This window comes from Bacteroidota bacterium (assembly GCA_036522515.1).
GTDB lineage: Bacteria > Bacteroidota > Ignavibacteria > UBA10030 > SZUA-254 > VBOC01.
Genome location: DATDFQ010000057.1, coordinates 17,467 through 34,008 on the forward strand (window position 1 = coordinate 17,467; position 16,542 = coordinate 34,008).

The 16,542-nt window shown below is 59.8% G+C and carries 9 protein-coding genes; 2 read left to right on the top strand and 7 right to left on the bottom strand.

The annotated features are described in order from the left end of the window. Positions 1–6: 6 nt before the first annotated feature. The 7 genes from VI215_12380 to sprA form a co-directional block, all read right to left on the bottom strand. Complete coding sequence (locus VI215_12380) at positions 7–957, bottom strand: TonB family protein (protein ID HEY6193111.1); 951 nt, start codon at positions 955–957, stop codon at positions 7–9. Then, positions 954–1,859 (bottom strand): arginase, encoded by a 906-nt coding sequence (rocF, locus tag VI215_12385; protein HEY6193112.1) that lies wholly within the window; start codon positions 1,857–1,859, stop codon positions 954–956. The genes VI215_12380 and rocF overlap by 4 nt, the downstream gene beginning before the upstream one ends. A 470-nt stretch (positions 1,860–2,329) precedes the next feature. After that, positions 2,330–3,172 carry an acetyl-CoA carboxylase, carboxyltransferase subunit beta gene (gene accD, locus VI215_12390; GenBank protein HEY6193113.1) on the bottom strand — a complete coding sequence of 281 codons (843 nt, stop codon included), beginning with the start codon at positions 3,170–3,172 and terminating at the stop codon, positions 2,330–2,332. Next, positions 3,172–3,900 carry a tRNA (adenosine(37)-N6)-threonylcarbamoyltransferase complex dimerization subunit type 1 TsaB gene (gene tsaB, locus VI215_12395; GenBank protein HEY6193114.1) on the bottom strand — a complete coding sequence of 243 codons (729 nt, stop codon included), beginning with the start codon at positions 3,898–3,900 and terminating at the stop codon, positions 3,172–3,174. The genes accD and tsaB overlap by 1 nt, the downstream gene beginning before the upstream one ends. After that, the gene (gene tsaE / locus VI215_12400) at positions 3,897–4,421 is read right to left on the bottom strand and encodes a tRNA (adenosine(37)-N6)-threonylcarbamoyltransferase complex ATPase subunit type 1 TsaE (protein ID HEY6193115.1); all 525 of its coding nucleotides are present in this window, start codon (positions 4,419–4,421) and stop codon (positions 3,897–3,899) included. The genes tsaB and tsaE overlap by 4 nt, the downstream gene beginning before the upstream one ends. Continuing rightward, a complete protein-coding gene (locus VI215_12405; GenBank protein ID HEY6193116.1) occupies positions 4,405–5,970 on the bottom strand; it encodes a bifunctional response regulator/alkaline phosphatase family protein in 1,566 nt (521 codons plus the stop codon). The genes tsaE and VI215_12405 overlap by 17 nt, the downstream gene beginning before the upstream one ends. A 234-nt stretch (positions 5,971–6,204) precedes the next feature. Then, positions 6,205–13,164, bottom strand: a complete 6,960-nt coding sequence (sprA, locus tag VI215_12410; protein HEY6193117.1) for a cell surface protein SprA — start codon at positions 13,162–13,164, stop codon at positions 6,205–6,207. A gap of 687 nt (positions 13,165–13,851) precedes the next feature. On the opposite strand from sprA, the gene VI215_12415 reads away from it, so the two are divergent. Continuing rightward, the gene (locus tag VI215_12415; protein HEY6193118.1) at positions 13,852–15,249 is read left to right on the top strand and encodes an LptF/LptG family permease; all 1,398 of its coding nucleotides are present in this window, start codon (positions 13,852–13,854) and stop codon (positions 15,247–15,249) included. Continuing rightward, positions 15,249–16,334 (top strand): LPS export ABC transporter permease LptG, encoded by a 1,086-nt coding sequence (gene lptG, locus VI215_12420; GenBank protein ID HEY6193119.1) that lies wholly within the window; start codon positions 15,249–15,251, stop codon positions 16,332–16,334. The genes VI215_12415 and lptG overlap by 1 nt, the downstream gene beginning before the upstream one ends. Positions 16,335–16,542 lie beyond the last annotated feature (208 nt).

Below are 16,542 nucleotides of genomic sequence, written 5' to 3' on the forward strand. Positions count from 1 at the left end.
CTTTCGTTAATGGGAAAGCTCGAGCTTGAAATTAAAACCCACCTTGCCGGTCTGAGATTTCGGCGCGACTTGCTGGGGGAGCGGTTCGAAGCGCCAGGTACGCAGAGCGGCAATCGATGCGCTTTCCAGGATTTCGTCGGTCTTGCGGGTCGGGAGGATGGCGTCGACAGAGCCGTCCGGCAGCACCGTAAATTGCAGCACGACCACCATTTGCTTGTCGGTGCCTTCGGGGTAGCGGGGATAGAGCCCGCTGAGGAGCCGCCGTCCGCCGGTGCCGCCCCAGTCGATCGAGTAGCCGATCGATTTCCCGATGCCGCCGCCGCTTCCTCCCCCGGCTCCTCCGCCGGTACCCGGACCCGATCCGTGGCGGACCCAGCGTGTGGGGAGGTTCTCGGCGATGATCGTTTGTTGCTTCTTCACTTTCTTTACGGCCGTCTTGGGAGGTTCTTTAATCACGACCGGCTGCGCGTGCTCGACTTCGCTGTAGATATAGAGGTCGATCAGGTTGACCCTTCCCCGCGTGGAATTTTCTTTTGCCTGCTTCCCCTGATCGGGATTGCTCTGCGGCCCGAATTGCAACACGAGCGACTGCTCGTCCTCCCCGCCGCCGCCGCCGCTGCTTCCGAAGGGGGTTTCCTCCAAATTGGATTTCTCAAGCTGCCGCTCGAGGTAAAACAGAAGGCCGACGATCACCGTGAAGTGAAGCAGGAGGCCGCTAAGGAGCGCCACAACCCTGATCCGCCGGAAATCGCTGTCGGAGAGATACGATTTCCGCAGGTGCATCGCCCCCGAAATCGACTGCACGGTCGCGCGCCGGGGCGCGTCGTCTCCGGGGTCCGGCCCCACCTGTAACGATGAGAAGTCGCCGATCCGCCTCCCCCTGATCTCGATCCGGTAATGCTCTTCGTCCCGGCCTGGGATCTTCGGGTCAGCTTCCACGGGTTCGAGTGTCCTCACAATATTTTCTTGCCGAATGCGGACTGTACCAACTCTACGGCGAATTCCGCCGATTGGTTGCGATTGTCGATGATGGGGTTTACCTCGACGAGCTCCAGGGAAGACATCTTCTTCGATTCGGCGAGCATCTCCATGATGAGGTGCGCCTCGCGGTAATCGAGGCCTCCTTTGACCGGCGTCCCGACCCCCGGTGCATAGACCGGATCGACGCTGTCGAGGTCAAAGCTCACGTGCAACAGGTCGACCTGCCTCCCCACCTTCTGAAGGGCAGATTTCATGACGCGATGAATCCCGAACTTGTCGATCTCTTCCATCGTGAAAATCTTCACACCGTACTTGATCAGATTGTCCCGCTCGCCCTTGTCGAGCGTCCGCACACCGATAATCGCCACATTCTGGGGTTCCACCTTTCTAAACGTCCCGCCGATGCGCGTTAGTGCCCGCGGGCCGAGCCCCGTGCAAATCGCCAGAGGCATGCCGTGGATATTTCCCGAGGGCGAGCTTTCCGGCGTGTTGAAGTCGCCGTGGGCATCGATCCAGAACACGCCCAGTTTCTTGCGGCGCTTCCGGGCATGGACCGCGACGCCGCTGATGGTCCCGATCGCGATGGAATGGTCGCCCCCCAATACCAGGGGAAAGTGACCCCGCTCGAGAACTTTCTCGACTTTCCGGCTCAGGACGCCTACGGCCCGGGCGATCTCCGGCAGGTATTTGGCAAGCGGATCAAGGATCCGCTGTTCCTCCTGCGTTTTGATCGTAAGATCGCCTTCGTCGTTGACCGTGTACCCGAGTTCCGTCAGACGGGGGCCGATTCCGGCGATTCTGATCGCGGAAGGGCCCATGTCGACTCCGCGCCGGCCGGCACCCAAGTCCATCGGGACTCCTATGATATGGATGTTCATACGTGAAGTCAAATTAATAAATATTTATCTTAATATCAATACCTTGCGGGTCTCTATGAAAGTATTGGTTGAGACAGGTGACCAAATACTGACCTTCAGGGGCTCAGAAATGAGGAAATTGAGGAGGCTCGGAACCGGAAGAAGGCGGAGGATTTGGTAGGCGCGACCTTCAGGTCGCGTGCAGGCGCAGGCTAAAGCCTGCGCCTACCGTAGGGGCGACGCATGCGTCGCCCGGAATGATCGTGATACCTGAAACGCCGGGCGGGGCATGCCCCGCCCCTACAACAACGGTTAATGGATGTCGGTAGGCGCGACCTTCAGGTCGCGTGCCGGATGACGCAGCCTAAAGGCTGCGGCTACCAAAGCCAGGGGTTAGAGCGATCGTGCTCCCGCGAGGCGAATATTAGAACCCAGGTTGAAACGGCGTTTCGGGAGCATGCTACGGGAGGGTGAGACGGGGGGAAACTCTCCTACTCGGTCATCAGCTTCAGGAGCCGGGTGATGGTCTCCTTCATCTCCTTGCGATGGATGACGACATCCACAAAGCCGTGTTCGAGCTGAAACTCGGACCGCTGAAAGCCCTCCGGCAGGTCTTTTCCGATGGTTTGCTTGATCACCCGCGGACCGGCGAATCCGATGAGCGCCCCCGGCTCGGCGATGTTGATATCGCCCAGCATCGCGTAACTGGCCGTAACGCCGCCGGTGGTCGGGTCTGTCATGACCGAGATATAGGGGATACCGGCATCCGAGAGCTGTGCAAGCTTCGCGCTCGTCTTTGCAAGCTGCATGAGCGACAGGGCCCCCTCCATCATGCGCGCGCCCCCGCTCGATGAAACGGTCACAAGCGGAACCTTGGATTTGAGCGACTTCTGGATCGCCCGCGCGACTTTCTCTCCCACCACCGAACCCATGCTCCCGCCGATAAAACTGAAATCCATGACGCCGATCGCCACGCTCACTCCGCCGAGCTTGCCGGTTCCGGTTCGCACCGCATCGTTCAGACCGGTCTTCCTCATGGTCTCCCGGATACGGTCCTTATAGCGCTTGGTATCCTGGAATTCGAGCGGATCGGTGGACTTCATTTTCCGGTCGAGCTCCTTGAACGTTCCCTCGTCGATCAGGATCGACAGATACTCCTTGCTCCCGATCCGGAAGTGATAATTGCATTTGATGCAGGTATAGAACTGCTGCTCGAGTTGCTTCCGGTGAATGATCTCGCCGCAACCCTCGCACTTGGTCCACATCCCGTCGGGCGTGTCCTTGCGCTGGGGATCGGCCATGATGCTCGCTTTGGAGCGGCGGAACCAGGCCATCAGGACACCACCCCGTGCTGACCGGCGCCGACCAGCGACTGAAAATCCTTTACATAAAAAGGCTCGAGATCCGCGACGACGCCCGTGCGCCCGGCCGCAAGGGCCCGTTCCCCGAGCAGCCCGACCGCCGAGGCGCTGCACTGCCGGGCTTCCATAGGAGGGAACACGAACCGGGAGCGCGCCGGCGACTTCCCGAGCTCAAGATATTCCAGAAATTTTACGGCTCCGTCTCCCATGACGACGACCGGCGACTCCCCGGGAAGGATCCCCTCAAGGTCGCGAAGCTGCGCGGCTCGCGGGGGAATGATTTCTTCGAGGTTCCCCCCCACCCGGCGATAGAGAGCCGCATACACCTCCGCGCGCCGCGCGTCGATCATCGGAAGAACGAATCCTCCGGCGACCGCGAGCGACTGCTCCACGGCATGCATCGCGAGCGCCTCGAGCGTCTGAACCGGAATCAGCGGCTTCTCCCAGGCATAGGCGAGTCCTTTCGCGACACTGAGGCCGATCCGCAAGCCCGTAAACGAACCCGGGCCGATCGAAACGGCGATGCCGTCGATTTGGGCGGGCGCGACGCCCGCCGATCTGAATGCTTCATCCATCATGGGCAATAGTTTCTCGGAATGCACGTGCCGCGACTCCACCCTGCTCTCCGCCAGGACCGCGCCGTCCCGGACGACCGAGGCCGCGCACACAGCGGTAGCCGTCTCTATCGCAAGGACGGTCATGCAGCCACCCCGAGGATCTGTGTAATGGTGATTTCGCGCAGGTCGCGGCTCCCGCGACACGCCGGACCGGGGCCGGTCCGTGTTCCGGAAATCGGCCCTGTCCCGAATTTCAACACGACGTCATACCTTCTTGCCGGAAGAACGGCCGCCGCCTTTTCGGCCCACTCGATGAGGCAGACTCCGTCTCCCGAAACGTATTCCTCGAAACCGAGGTCGCGCAGTTCGGCGATCGAGTTCACGCGGTAGAGATCGAAATGGTAGATATCGAATGCGGCCGTATGATATTCGTTCACGATGGTGAAGGTCGGGCTTGCGACATGTTCGTTGACGCCGAGCGCCTTGCAAATTCCCTGGATGAAGCGGGTCTTGCCCGTCCCCAGCTCCCCGTAGAGCGCGACGGTATCGCCCGGTCGGAGCCTCCGGCCAAGGTCCCCGCCGAGGCCCGCGGTCTCCCGTTCCGTACGTGTGTTGTAGGTTTCCGGGGGAGCCGTACCGCCCTCTGCGCTACGGTTTCGGGTCAAGCGTGACCACGGGAAGTATCATCTCCTCCATCGATATTCCGCCGTGCTGGAAACTGTCGCGATACTGGTTCACATACTTATGGAACTCGGTCGGATAGACAAAGTAATAGTCTTCCTTCGCGACCAGGTAGTTGATGGTCACGCTTCGCTTGGGCAGCCGGAAATCGGCCGGGTTTTTCACGAAGATCGCATGGCGTTCGTCGCACTTGAGGTTTCTCCCGTACTTGTAGCGCAGGTTCGTGGACGCTTCCCTGTCGCCGATCACCTTCGTGCTTCGAAGGCTCCGGATGCTCCCGTGATCGGTCGTCAGAACGATCTTGACGTTCTTCTGCCGGGCGAGGGTTTTCAACATTCCGAGAAGCGACGAGTGCATGAACCACGATTGCGTCAGCGACCGGTACGCGGCCTCATCCGGCGCTATTTCCTTCAGGAGCTGCGAGTCGGACCGCCCGTGCGCGAGCATGTCGACAAAGTTCACCACGATCGAGGTGAGCGGGTTTTTGGCGTAGGAATTGATGCTCTGCTCGATGCTGCGGCCGAACTCGGGGTCCAGGATCTTCACATACTTCGACTCGGGCTTCAGATGCACCTTCCGGCGCTCGAGCAGGTTCTCCAGGAACTGATGCTCATACCGGTTCTGGCTGTTGTCGTCGTCCTCCCATTTTTCCCAGATCTCCGGAAAGCGGACCTCGATCTCATCGGGGAAGGCGCCGCTGAAAATCGCGTTGCGCGAATAGGGAGTCGCGGTCGGAAGAATCGAATAGTAATACTCGCGGGAGATGTCGAAATACTCCCGCAGCACCGATTCCATCATCATCCACTGGTCCATCCGGAGGCAGTCGATGACGAAAAAGAAGACCGATCGCCCGGGCTGGAGCTGGGGGATGAGGTATTTCTCCACGATGTCGACCGAGAGGGTGGGGCGCTTCGCCTGCCCGAGCCAGTGCCGGTAATTCCGTTCGATGAATTTCGAAAACTCGACGTTGCACTCGCGGAACTGGTCGGTGAGCGTCTGCTTGAGCCCGAGCTCGGGGTGGAGGTCGAGCTCCAGCGACCGGTCCACGAGCTTCGCATAGAGCGCGGTCCACTCGTCCGCCGTGAGATTATTCTGCAGCGCGATGGAAATCTCGTTGAATTCCTTGATGTAGTCGCGGGAGACATGCGCCCCCGTGATTTTCCTTCCCTCGAGGAATTTCTTGCAGGCAAGGAGGACCTGGCTGGGATTGACGGGCTTGGTCAGGTAGTCGCTGATCTTGACTCCGATCGCCTCCTCCATCAGCCCTTCGTCCTCGTTTTTCGTGATCATGACGACCGGAAGCTCGGGCCGGATGTCCTTAATCATGGAGAGGGTCCGGAGGCCCCCGATGCCGGCCATCATCTCATCGAGAAACACGAGATCGAACGACCGTTCCTTGACGAGCTGAACCGCGTCCTCCCCGTTCGTGGCGGTCTCGACATTGTACCCCTTTTCCGAAAGGAGAAGAATATGAGACCGGAGAAGCTCGATTTCATCGTCAACCCAGAGAATTTTGCCTTTCGTTGCAGTCATGACGGTCATTGCGGTACCCCCGAATTGAAAGTAAGTATTTCGAGAAAGAGAGTCAACGGAGCACGCGGTGGTGTCTGCGTTTCACCGCGGCTCTCTCAAACTCGTCATGCTGACATGCTCCTGGTCAGCATCTTTCAACGCTTTTAGAAAGATCCCGACCAGAAACATGTCGGGATGACGAGCCTCTGAGTAGATCCCGATCAGATGCGTTCCGGTACGACGCACAGCACTGCTTCAGATCGTAATATGGATCTCGACCCCCGCTTCGTTCGTCGTCGTTCCGGGGATGGGCGAGCCCTGATCATCGGGCGCGATTTTCGTCAGCCGGTAGAAGAGAGCCGCCGACACCCTGCTGCTCAGCACATACCGGATCCTCGGTTCAAGATTTGTCCGGGTGCTCCCCTCGATCGGGATACCTTCCTGGCTGAGGCTGAGAAACGCGGGGTCGTACGAGCGCCGCGCGTTCTTGGCGCGCGAGAACGTGACGGAGAGATCGACGTCGTTGCTCAGGTTCAGCCCGAACAGCGGGAACTTGAACCCTTTGCGGGAGTAGGTCAGCGACAGGGACATTTCCTGCGTCCCCGTCTCCACGATGTTCAGCCCGGCGATGTTCAGGTCGTACGTGGTGGCCGTATTGTACCGGAGGTTCCCGGACAAATTGCCCTTCAACACTTCCTTGAACGAGGCGTTCACGCCGAGAAGCGGAGCGAAGCCGTAGACGACGCGCTCCACGTCCGTCCGCTCTCCCCCGAGGTCGCTGGTCAGGTCCCCCCGGAAGTCCCTCCGGAAGCTCGAGGAGTAGGAGTGTTCAAACGACATGCGGTCGACGACGCTCGAAATTCCGATGACCTTCTCGACCCCGTCCCAGCGGACGGTCCAGTTCGGACGCGGCACATACTGGCCGAAGATCCTGTTGAGAAACGGAAGAGCTTCCAGCCCCTTTTCGAACGATTCCGCGAGCGCGTCCGCGGCGGGAGTCCCCTTTCCGAGGGCCTCGTCATAATTCTTGCCGACCTTCTCGAGGCTGCCGCTGATCGGCTTGAAGATGAAGACCGGAGGAATCGAGAGGTACGTGCGCTCGATGCTCCCCTGGGTCGCGAAGGTGGCGCTGTTGCTGTCGCGGAACCCGAACTGGTTGGTCTGGAAGGTCGTATTCTTCTGGAACTGCCACCCGACCTTCCAGTTGAGCTCGAGAGTCGCGCCTTCCCACAGCGGGCGGTTCGTCCGGAGCGTGACGTTGTTTGTCTGGCCGAATTGATCGGACAGGGCGCCGTAGGGGGGCCGAATCCCCGGTTCCGTCGTCCACCCCAGAAAAGGAAAGCGCGAGCTGGGCGTGAACCGCAGATCTCCCGACGGGTCCGAAACAAGGCCGAGCTGGTAGAGGCGCGACGGACCGTAGCGGGGCAGCGAGCCCTGCCAGGGCGCGCGAGCCCAAAAATTCTGAAATCCGGTCGCGCCGACCACTCCGCTGTTCGAGACCCTGTTCGTCTGCGAGAAGGATATGTTGATCGTCTCGTAATTGAGAAAGGGGATTTGCAGGAATATTTTGGCGGCGGTCTTCAGGCCCGCGAGCAGGCCGGAGGCGTTGCTTTTCTTCTCGGTCTGCGGTTTGTCCTTCCCCGCCGACGTGTCCGAAGGGTTTTTCGGGGCGGCGGAAGGCGCCGGCGGCTGGGCGGCGTCACCCGACGACCGGAACCACGGGTCGGTAAAGGACTTCAACCGGAAATCGAGCGAAAGGGTGATATTGTTGTCCCATCCCGCGCTCTTTCCCAGGTCCCCGTTCTGGAAGGAGTTTTGCCAGCCGTAGTTCACGGCGTACCCGGCGTTCAGCGTGGCATATTTCGGAAGATCGAACACGTCCGGAATCTTCGGCTTCGAATTAATCGTCACCCTCTGGCCGAACCGGCTGTCTTCGCCCGCGACGAAGATGGCTCGAAGAATCTTTTGGAAACCGCGCCCCACGCTGTCGTTGTCGAGGGGAAGCAGGTTCTTGTCGAGCGATGCGCCATAATCGCCGGCGAGGCCGAGGAGGCCGCCTTCGGTCAGCTTCCAGCCGAACCCGAACGATTTCCCGCCGCTGAAGTTTCGCGTATCCCTGGGAATGCTCGCCGGATCGCTCCCGAGTTCGAACGTGCGGGAGCGCTGGGCGCTGACATTCGCCGAAAGGTTGTTGATCGGAACATAATAGAATTTCCAATCCTTGAATCCGTCCAGCATGAAAATCCCGCTGAAGATACTCTTGAACGGCTGCACATAGTATTCCGGGAGGGACAATCCGTAACTGACCCTGAAATTCCACAGCCACGAGCTTCGCGTCGTGATCGAGGGATCCCTGTCGTGCGCGGTCGTGTAATTGAACGAGTATGACAGCTTGCTGAACGTGTCGCGAATGAACCACAACTGCGTCGGCAGGACGAGGCGGAAGTTGGGAAGTGAATAGGAGTCCTGCACGTGGAGGTACTGCGATCCCGTGATGACGCTGTCGCGCACCCGTGCGGACTCCTTGGGGTCGGTCCGGCTGCCCGCCGCCCTGTCCGCGGCGGACGTCACGACCACGTCGCTCCCCGGGAGGTAGACGGGTTTGGTGAGATTCTCGGTGTGAGAGTACCCCAGCGGAACCGTCGTTCCCGCCCATGCCGGCGAGAAGAACTTGTCGAGCGAGATGCTCGAGTTGACTCCCCAGCTCACCGTGGTGTTCTGGTTTCCGAAACTCTGGTCGAGGGCGTGAAAGTTCGGATCGGTTTTCGCATAGTTGAAGCTCACTCCGCCCAGGTCCGCGAGCTTCACCTGGGTGTCGAAGTGGTACGCATAGCCCTTGGCATTGTTGACATCGGTGAGGCGGAGCTCATTGACCCATACCTGTCCCACGAGAGGAAATCGCCCGCCCTGCGCCGCGGGGTTTTCGATGCCGATCGAGATCTCGCGGATCTGCCGGAGCGATGGATTTCCCCTGATGCCGTATGAAGCTCCCGGAGGAGCGTCTTTCCGGTACTTGCTGACCGGATCGATGAACAGTTTATTCACGGAATCCCTGCTCGCCTTCACCGATGTGAGCTCGGAGAAGACGATGTTCATGTCGTTGAGGGGGTCCCATCCCGGATGAACCGGGGCCCGGTACTCGTAGAAATTCAGCGAATCGGATCCGAACCGGATGAAGACCTCCGCGTCGTACCGGTCCGGCCCGAAAAAGCCGAACGCGTTGTCTCCGTGCACGAACATCTTCATCGCCTTGTAATTGAAGAGATCCAGCGGCCTCACGGCGAACGAACGGTACACCTGGCGGGAATCCCCGCGCCTCAGGCCGTCGAGAATGAGCGCGAGCGATTGCTCGTTGCCGAGGATGACCTGGTCCGGCTGGGTCTTGTCCCGCTCGCGGATCACTCCGGGGGGCGAGACGTACGAGGGATTGTCCTCGATATTGACCGTAGAGACCTTCAACGTCGAGTCGCTCTGTGTGCGCTCGAGCCACTGGTTCCCGACAAAATCCATTTCCGCTATCCTGATGCTCACCGGGTGCTGCACGCCGGAGACCCAGAGGCGCATGTACTGCACGTCGCTGAGGACGGACGTGATCGACTGCTCTCCGCCGATGATGCGGTTCGCGTCAAAAAGAGGAATCCGTATCTGCCGCCATACGTTCCCGCCGACGATGAGCGTGTTACGCTGCTCCCTGCCGAGCGAATCGATGTAGACGCTGTCGAGCGGCACTTCGTATTCCGCGTAGAGGTCGACCTGGTCCGCCGATCCGTTGCTGTTCAGATCCTCGGTTTCGGGAAGGCGGCCGTCCACCGCGTTGCCGTTCCCTTCCTCGCCGTTCAGATGGCTGAAGTCCCCCGAACCGGTGACATAGGCCCAGTCGTCGCCGCTCGGATCGAGGCGAAGAGAGTCGATCTTCGAATCGTCCCGGTTCGACTCGAGGAAATCGGCATAGACGCGCCGCTCCGCGCTGTCCGCAAGCATGTCGAGGCCCACATCCTCCCCGGGGTTCAGGACGTTGTTCGGAATCCCGCTCGGGTTATCGGGCGAGACGATGAGATCTTCGGAATTTAAACGGCCGTTCGGAATCACATCCTCGCTGATGCGCCCGAGATCGACGTACAGCCGCCCGTGCTTCAGCTCCTGCAGATCCGGGCCCGATACTTTCATCCAGAGTTCAAGGTAGGAGATGTTCTGGTCGAGGAGCCCTCCCGTGTTGTTCATGTACCGCATCACACCGGCCCAGTTCCTCTGGCGGAGCTGCCGGCTGTCCCTGGGATCGATCAGATCGAAGGCCGTTCCCTCCCGGTGAAGCGTGGAGTCGAGCCTCGGAGAATAATTAAACATCCCCCGGCGATCGGGGTCGTAATCGAGGTTCAGCACGGTCACCTGGTTTTCCCCGGTGCGCACCTGTCGCAGCGGCCAGATCTCCTGAGAAACCACGTCGCTCGGAAGGCGGTTATACCAGGCCAGCTTAGCCTTGTAATAGGATCGTTCGGCGGGGGTAAGACCGCCGGGAAGCAGGGAATAGACCGGCGGGCTCGCGAGATGCCACTGGGTGTACGAGATCGGGAGCGGAATCGTGCGCCTCGCTCCCTCAAAATCATCGAGGTACGCGATGCTTGCGCCGTTATCGTCGGCGATCGTGCTCGTCTTCGTGTTCGGGTTTGGAATGACATAGGCGGCCTCACCGCTCAGCCTGATGCTCGACATCTCCCTGGTGTGGTAGAACGGGATCGAGCCGATGAGACTGGTCAGGAACGGGAGGTTGAACGACGTCGTCATATCGGCGCCGCCGATCAGGTTTTGCGTGGGCTCCTCTCCCAAACGGACTTTGTCGCTCAGCGTCGCCTGGCTGAGGTTCATCACGGTGAACCCGAGGTTCGTGTTGGGAAGAAAATTCGACACCTCGCCGCGGGCGCCGATCAGCGTCTTGGAGGCAAGCTGGAACAGGTCGTTCGTTTCGTATTTCACCTGCACGTTCGCCCCGGGAACGAGGGCCGCGGGGTTCCGGATAACCACCTCGCCGACGATATAATCGACGGTGTAATCGATATTGGGCTGAAGCGGGGAACCGTTCAGCAAGACCTGCACGCTTCCTTCGACCAGGTTGAAACCGAGCGGGTAACGGCTCGACTGGGAGGTCGAGGAGGTGACGTGCATGTAGTACCGGTTGTTCGCGTTATTGTTCTGGACGGCCGCGACCGTCGTGTCGTAAATGTCGTGAAACAGAAGCGAGTCCGAGATTGCGATCCCGTTGGTCTTCCGGAAATACTGGACGATCGTGGAATCGAACGGCCGGAGCGTCGGGAAGATCACCTCCGCACGGTCGACGTCCACCGTGATCCCCTTCAGAAAATCGAAGACGCCGTCCGGGGGCAGGACACCCGACGCATTGAAGCGGTCGAGAGAGAGGACCTGGAGCAGATTCGTGCTGTAGATCTGGAAGATCGGCGCCGCCTCCGTCCGCCGAAGAAGCTTGAAATCGAACCCTTCCTGCTTCAAATCCCTCCCCCCGAGCGGATAGACGTTCTTCAACATCAGGTCCCACGCCGGTTTATAGCTCGGATGATCCTGAAGGTTTTCCGGCTTGACCATCTTCAGATAGAATTTGTGCTCGACGCTGTCCCCGTAGACGGTGCCGTCGGCGGTGATGTAATTCACCGCGTAGGCCACCTGCTCGTTGACGTTCGTGAGAATCGTAATGTAACCGCCATACCGGTCGTACCGGTAGTCCTTGGACGGATCGAGCCTGGTCCAGTACCCCGATTTAAACCGCCCGGGAGAGGTGGTATCGAACAGGGCGATCGCGGCCGTGTCGAGCGGAGTCCCGGGGTTCGACCGCGTGGCCAGCTGGTGCGGCGGCATATCGATGTAGGCCGACGCCTTCACGTAGGTGCCGTAATTCTGCTGGTTGATGATCTGGACGTTCTGCCAGACGTCGATCTGCACGATCTGCTTGTTCACGATGTCGGGATAGGGACCGATATCGGGGATCGTGGAGCTGTGCAGGACTTCCCAGTTTTTCCGGTAGGAGGTGTCGACGAAATAATAGTTTCTGCTGTATTGCCACGGGTAGAGATCGAACGCGTTCGATTGAGCGCCGCCGGTGAGGGTCAGCTCTTTCGTCTGCCCCTTTTTCTGCGAGAGGAGCGTCGTGAGCGTCATCGGCCCCGCCTGCATCCTCGCCTTGATCCCGAAGAGCGCCTGGCCGCCACCGATCAGCGACGGGGTCTGGAGCGAAACGTTTCCGGCTTCGACGCTCTGGACGATCTCGTCGTCGTACCCGGTGTACTTGATCTTCAACTGGTTCTCGTACTCGAAGGTCCGCTGCGTGTTCCAGTCCGCGAGGATGTTCAGCTTGTCGCCCACGGTGCCGTTGACGTTGACCTGCACGTCCTGATTGAAGTCGGGCTCGCTGCGGGATTGATCGAGCTGCGAGACCGTGACCTGGTCGGACTTCTGGTTCCTGAACGCCGCCCGGATATCGACCGCGCCCGACACGTTCAGCTTGATGCCCCTGCCGCCGAAAATGCTCAGGAGCGGGTTCGCGGGAACGGGAATCTCGATGCTCGTCAGGGAAGAGAAGAAGCCGCCGAGCTGATCACGGTTTTCCTTGTACTGATATTTGCTGACGAACTCGCGCCAGTTGTTCCGGATTTCCTGCCGGGAACGGAGCTGGATGTAATCGTTCAGGGGCACCGCGTTGGGGATTCTGACATCCTTGCCGTTGACCATCTCGCGGGCGCTGACGTATTGCCCCGACGAATCGATCGTCACATCGCGCGTATAGGCGGGTGAACGGACGCGGAGGAAGAGCCGCTGGTTTTCCCGCGGAAAAAATTCGGCCGAAGGTCCGTCCCGCCGCCGGTGGACGAATTGCCGTATCCGGGAGGTCGAATCCTTGTACACCACCCAGGTCGTGTCGACTTTCAGGGTATCGCGCCGCACATGGAGGGAATCGCGGAAAAAGTTGAGCGAGTCGCGGTGGGCCCGGAGCGAGTCCCGCATCCTCAGCCGCTGCGCGGCAACCGCAGTATCGTTTCGCCCCGGGAACGGGAACGCAAGGCCCCTCTGAACGCTGTCCGCCCTGAGGGAGTCGGCCCGCACAAGCGAATCCACGCGGGCGAGCGAGTCGGCCAGCGACCCGATCTGAGCATGGGCCACGCGCGGGCAAAGCAGCAGCATGGCGATGAACGCCGCCGCAAGGATAATCACACGGGGGAATACGCGGGGGTGGAGGGATACAACGATCCCGCGCAGACATCGGAGATGTTGAGCCAAGCTTAGTATGTTAATCTTGTTAAATACGACTTTGTAGCGTTACACCGCACCACGACACGCACAAAACAGAGTCAGCAAGATTCGATACTAAACGGCTCCTTTCACCTCGTTGATGGAATGTCGACCTAAAAAAATTCCGCCGAATCGTTTCTTCATGCGGGCGGAAGATCGCTTAATAATGTAGGTAAAAGGTTCTTCATACGCAACTGACATGTGCCCTGGCGCATCAAATATCAAGTAAATCATTACCCGATCCCGCTAATCCGTTCGCTATCGCAGAGCCGTGGACGCTGGAGCGTCCCAGAAGCCGATGCCTCGGGCTCGGTAGCCGCAGGCTTTAGCCTGCGTCAGGCTGCACGCGACCTGAAGGTCGCGCCTACCGACGCTTCGGGCTTGGTAGGCGCAGGCTTTAGCCTGCGTTTGTTCGGTTTGGCATGTCGCCTGATGTAGGGGCGACGCATGCGTCGCCCGCTAGGGTCATCGTATCATCTGAGCTTCCGGGCGGGGCATGCCCCGCCCCTACAAAGGCACGCGACCTGAAGGTCGCGCCTACCGGTGCCTCGGGCGTGCCGGGAATCCGGAAACGTTTGTAAATGCAACCCTTTGAACCTATATTTACCCATGCGTCTCGATTTCCACATTCTCCGCGCCCACATTGCGCCCTTCCTCTTCTCGTTTGTGACGCTGATGTTCATTTTTCTCCTCCAGTTCGTCATGAAATTCATCGACCAGCTCGTGGGAAAAGGCCTCAGCTGGTGGGTGATCGGGGAGTTGATCACGCTGAATCTGGCCTGGATGGTGGTCCTCGCGGGCCCCATGTCCGTCCTCGTCTCCACATTGATGGGTTTCGGAACGCTCTCGGCGAACCACGAGGTCACCGCCATGAAGGCGGGCGGGATGAGCCTCTACCGGATGATGCTTCCGGTTCTCCTCGTCTCGCTGGTCCTTACCTACCTGATGATCGAGTTTTACAACAAGGTGCTTCCCGAGGCGAACCACCGGGTAAAAGTCCTGATGGTCGACATCCGGAAGGTGAAGCCCACGCTCGCGATCCTTCCGGGCCTCTTCTCGCAGGAGCTCGCCGGCTACAGCATCCTCGCGCGGAAGACTTTCGAGAATTCCAACGACCTGGAGGGGATCACGATCTACGATTATACCGATCCGGCCACGAATGTCGTCGTCACCGCCGAGCGCGGCAAGGTGAGCTTCACGCCCGACCAGCGAAAACTGATCATGGATCTCTTCAACGGAGAAATTCACCAGGTCGGGACGAGCAACTTCCAGTCGTACCGGAGGATGCGGTATGTCCGCCACCGTATCGTGATGAATACGGAAGGGTTTGATTTTGAGCGGTCGAACGAAAACGCGCTGAGCCGCGGCGACCGGGAAATGAGCGCCGGGGACCTGCAACGCCTGGCCGACAGCCTCGAGGTCGTGAACGCCGCGGCCCGCTCCAGGGTGCCGCTCTCCGGCCGCGAAGGCTTTACCCCCTACGGGGCGTTTCGCCGGAGTATCCCCGGATCCCCGGGCGCCCCGTCCCTCCCTCTCCGCGCGCAGGCGATCCAGCTTGCGATCGTGAACGCGCGCGCGACGGCGAGCGCGATCGACAACCAGATGATGCTTGTCAAGTACAACCAGGACCAGATCAACCAGTATCTCGTCGAGTTCAACAAGCACTATGCGATTCCCGTCGCATGCATCGTCTTCGTGTTCATCGGCGCGCCCCTCGGGATCATGGCCCGCCGCGGGACGTTTGCGGTCGCGGCTTCGATGAGCTTCGGATTTTTTCTCATCTACTGGGCCGCTCTGATCGGCGGAGAGAAGCTCGCCGACCGCGCGATCATCCCCCCCTGGATCGGGATGTGGGGGGCGGATATCGTCATCGGCGCCATCGGAATCTATCTCACCGTCCGGATGGGGCGCGAAACCCCCTCGATCAACTGGGCCTGGTTCCGGAGATTCGTCCCGCGATCGCTCAGAACCCCCGTCGAGCCGGGCGCCGAAGGGGAAGGCCTCTGATGAGGATCATCGACCGGTACATCCTCCGCCAGTTCATTCAGACCGCGCTCTTCTCGCTTCTCGCCTTCATGGTGATCTTCGTGGTCGTCGACATGATGGAAAACCTGGACGATTTTCTCGACCGGAGCGCCGGCATCGGGCTGATCGCGACCTACTACATGTATTTTCTTCCCGAGATCATCAAGCTGATGATCCCCGTCGCGATGCTTCTGTCGGCTCTGTTTACCACGGGCCGCCTCTCCACGTTCAACGAGCTCACGACGTTGAAATCGGGCGGGATGAGCCTCTACCGGTTCATGGCTCCGCTCCTGATTTTCGCGCTGCTCGTGAGCGGCGTCTCGATTTATTTCAACGGATGGATCGTGCCGTTCGCGAACAAGAAGAAGTTCGAGCTCGGGCGGAATTACTTTCAAAAGAACGTCGAGTACGTGGCGAAGAACAACATCTACATCCAGGATTCGCCTGTGAGAATCCTTTCGATCGGCATGTTCGAGGACAGCCGCGCCGTCGCGCACCAGGTGAGCATCCAGGAGTTCGATCCGAACGATCCGACCGTCCTCCGCGCCCGGTACGACGCGGCCGAGATGCGCTGGGACCCCGAACAGAAATCGTGGAGCCTGTTTAACGGGACATGGAGGAGATTCGACGGAGGGAAGGAATCGATGCAACCGTTCGTGTCCCGCGCCGTCGGGGCGTTGAATTTTTCAGCGGAGGACATCAGGAAAAAGCAGCAGAAGCCGGATGAAATGGACCTCCCGGACCTCCGCCAGTTCATCGAGAATCAGAGGCGGGCGGGGCAGGACGTGGCGCGGTGGATGGTGGACCTCTACGGAAAATCCGCCTTTCCGTTCGCAAGCGTGGTGGTCGTGCTCTTCGGAATTCCGTTCTCGTCGGTCAAGCGGCGGAGCGGCCTCGGGGTGGAGTTCGGCATCGCCCTGGGGGTCTGCTTCCTCTACATGATCTTCCTGAAGGTGAGCCAGGCGTTCGGCTACAACGGCGACCTGGACCCGCTGTTGACGGCGTGGCTCGCGAACATCATCTTCCTCGCCGCGGGGATTTACAACCTGATCCGTGTGCCGAAGTAGGAAGAGTCTCAGTAGTATTTGTCGCGGAAAAGAATTAAGATCCCGACCTAGAGCATGTCGGGATGACGAGCTTAAAAAGTTTCGGGAGGACGAAGTAAGAAAATGTCGGGAGGACGGCTTCTATCTCGTTCCCACGCTCTGCGTGGGAAGGCACATGTCGGCCGCTCCGCGGCCTGAGTCAATCTGCTGTCCCTCCCCCTCGTCATGC

What these genes read in the sequence shown, in the direction of transcription:
- rocF (HEY6193112.1), bottom strand. Translation starts at nt 1,859, where the DNA reads ATGAACATCCATATCATAGGAGTCCCGATGGACTTGGGTGCCGGCCGG.
- accD (HEY6193113.1), bottom strand. Translation starts at nt 3,172, where the DNA reads ATGGCCTGGTTCCGCCGCTCCAAAGCGAGCATCATGGCCGATCCCCAG.
- tsaB (HEY6193114.1), bottom strand. Translation starts at nt 3,900, where the DNA reads ATGACCGTCCTTGCGATAGAGACGGCTACCGCTGTGTGCGCGGCCTCG.
- VI215_12405 (HEY6193116.1), bottom strand. Translation starts at nt 5,970, where the DNA reads ATGACTGCAACGAAAGGCAAAATTCTCTGGGTTGACGATGAAATCGAG.
- VI215_12415 (HEY6193118.1), top strand. Translation starts at nt 13,852, where the DNA reads ATGCGTCTCGATTTCCACATTCTCCGCGCCCACATTGCGCCCTTCCTC.
- lptG (HEY6193119.1), top strand. Translation starts at nt 15,249, where the DNA reads ATGAGGATCATCGACCGGTACATCCTCCGCCAGTTCATTCAGACCGCG.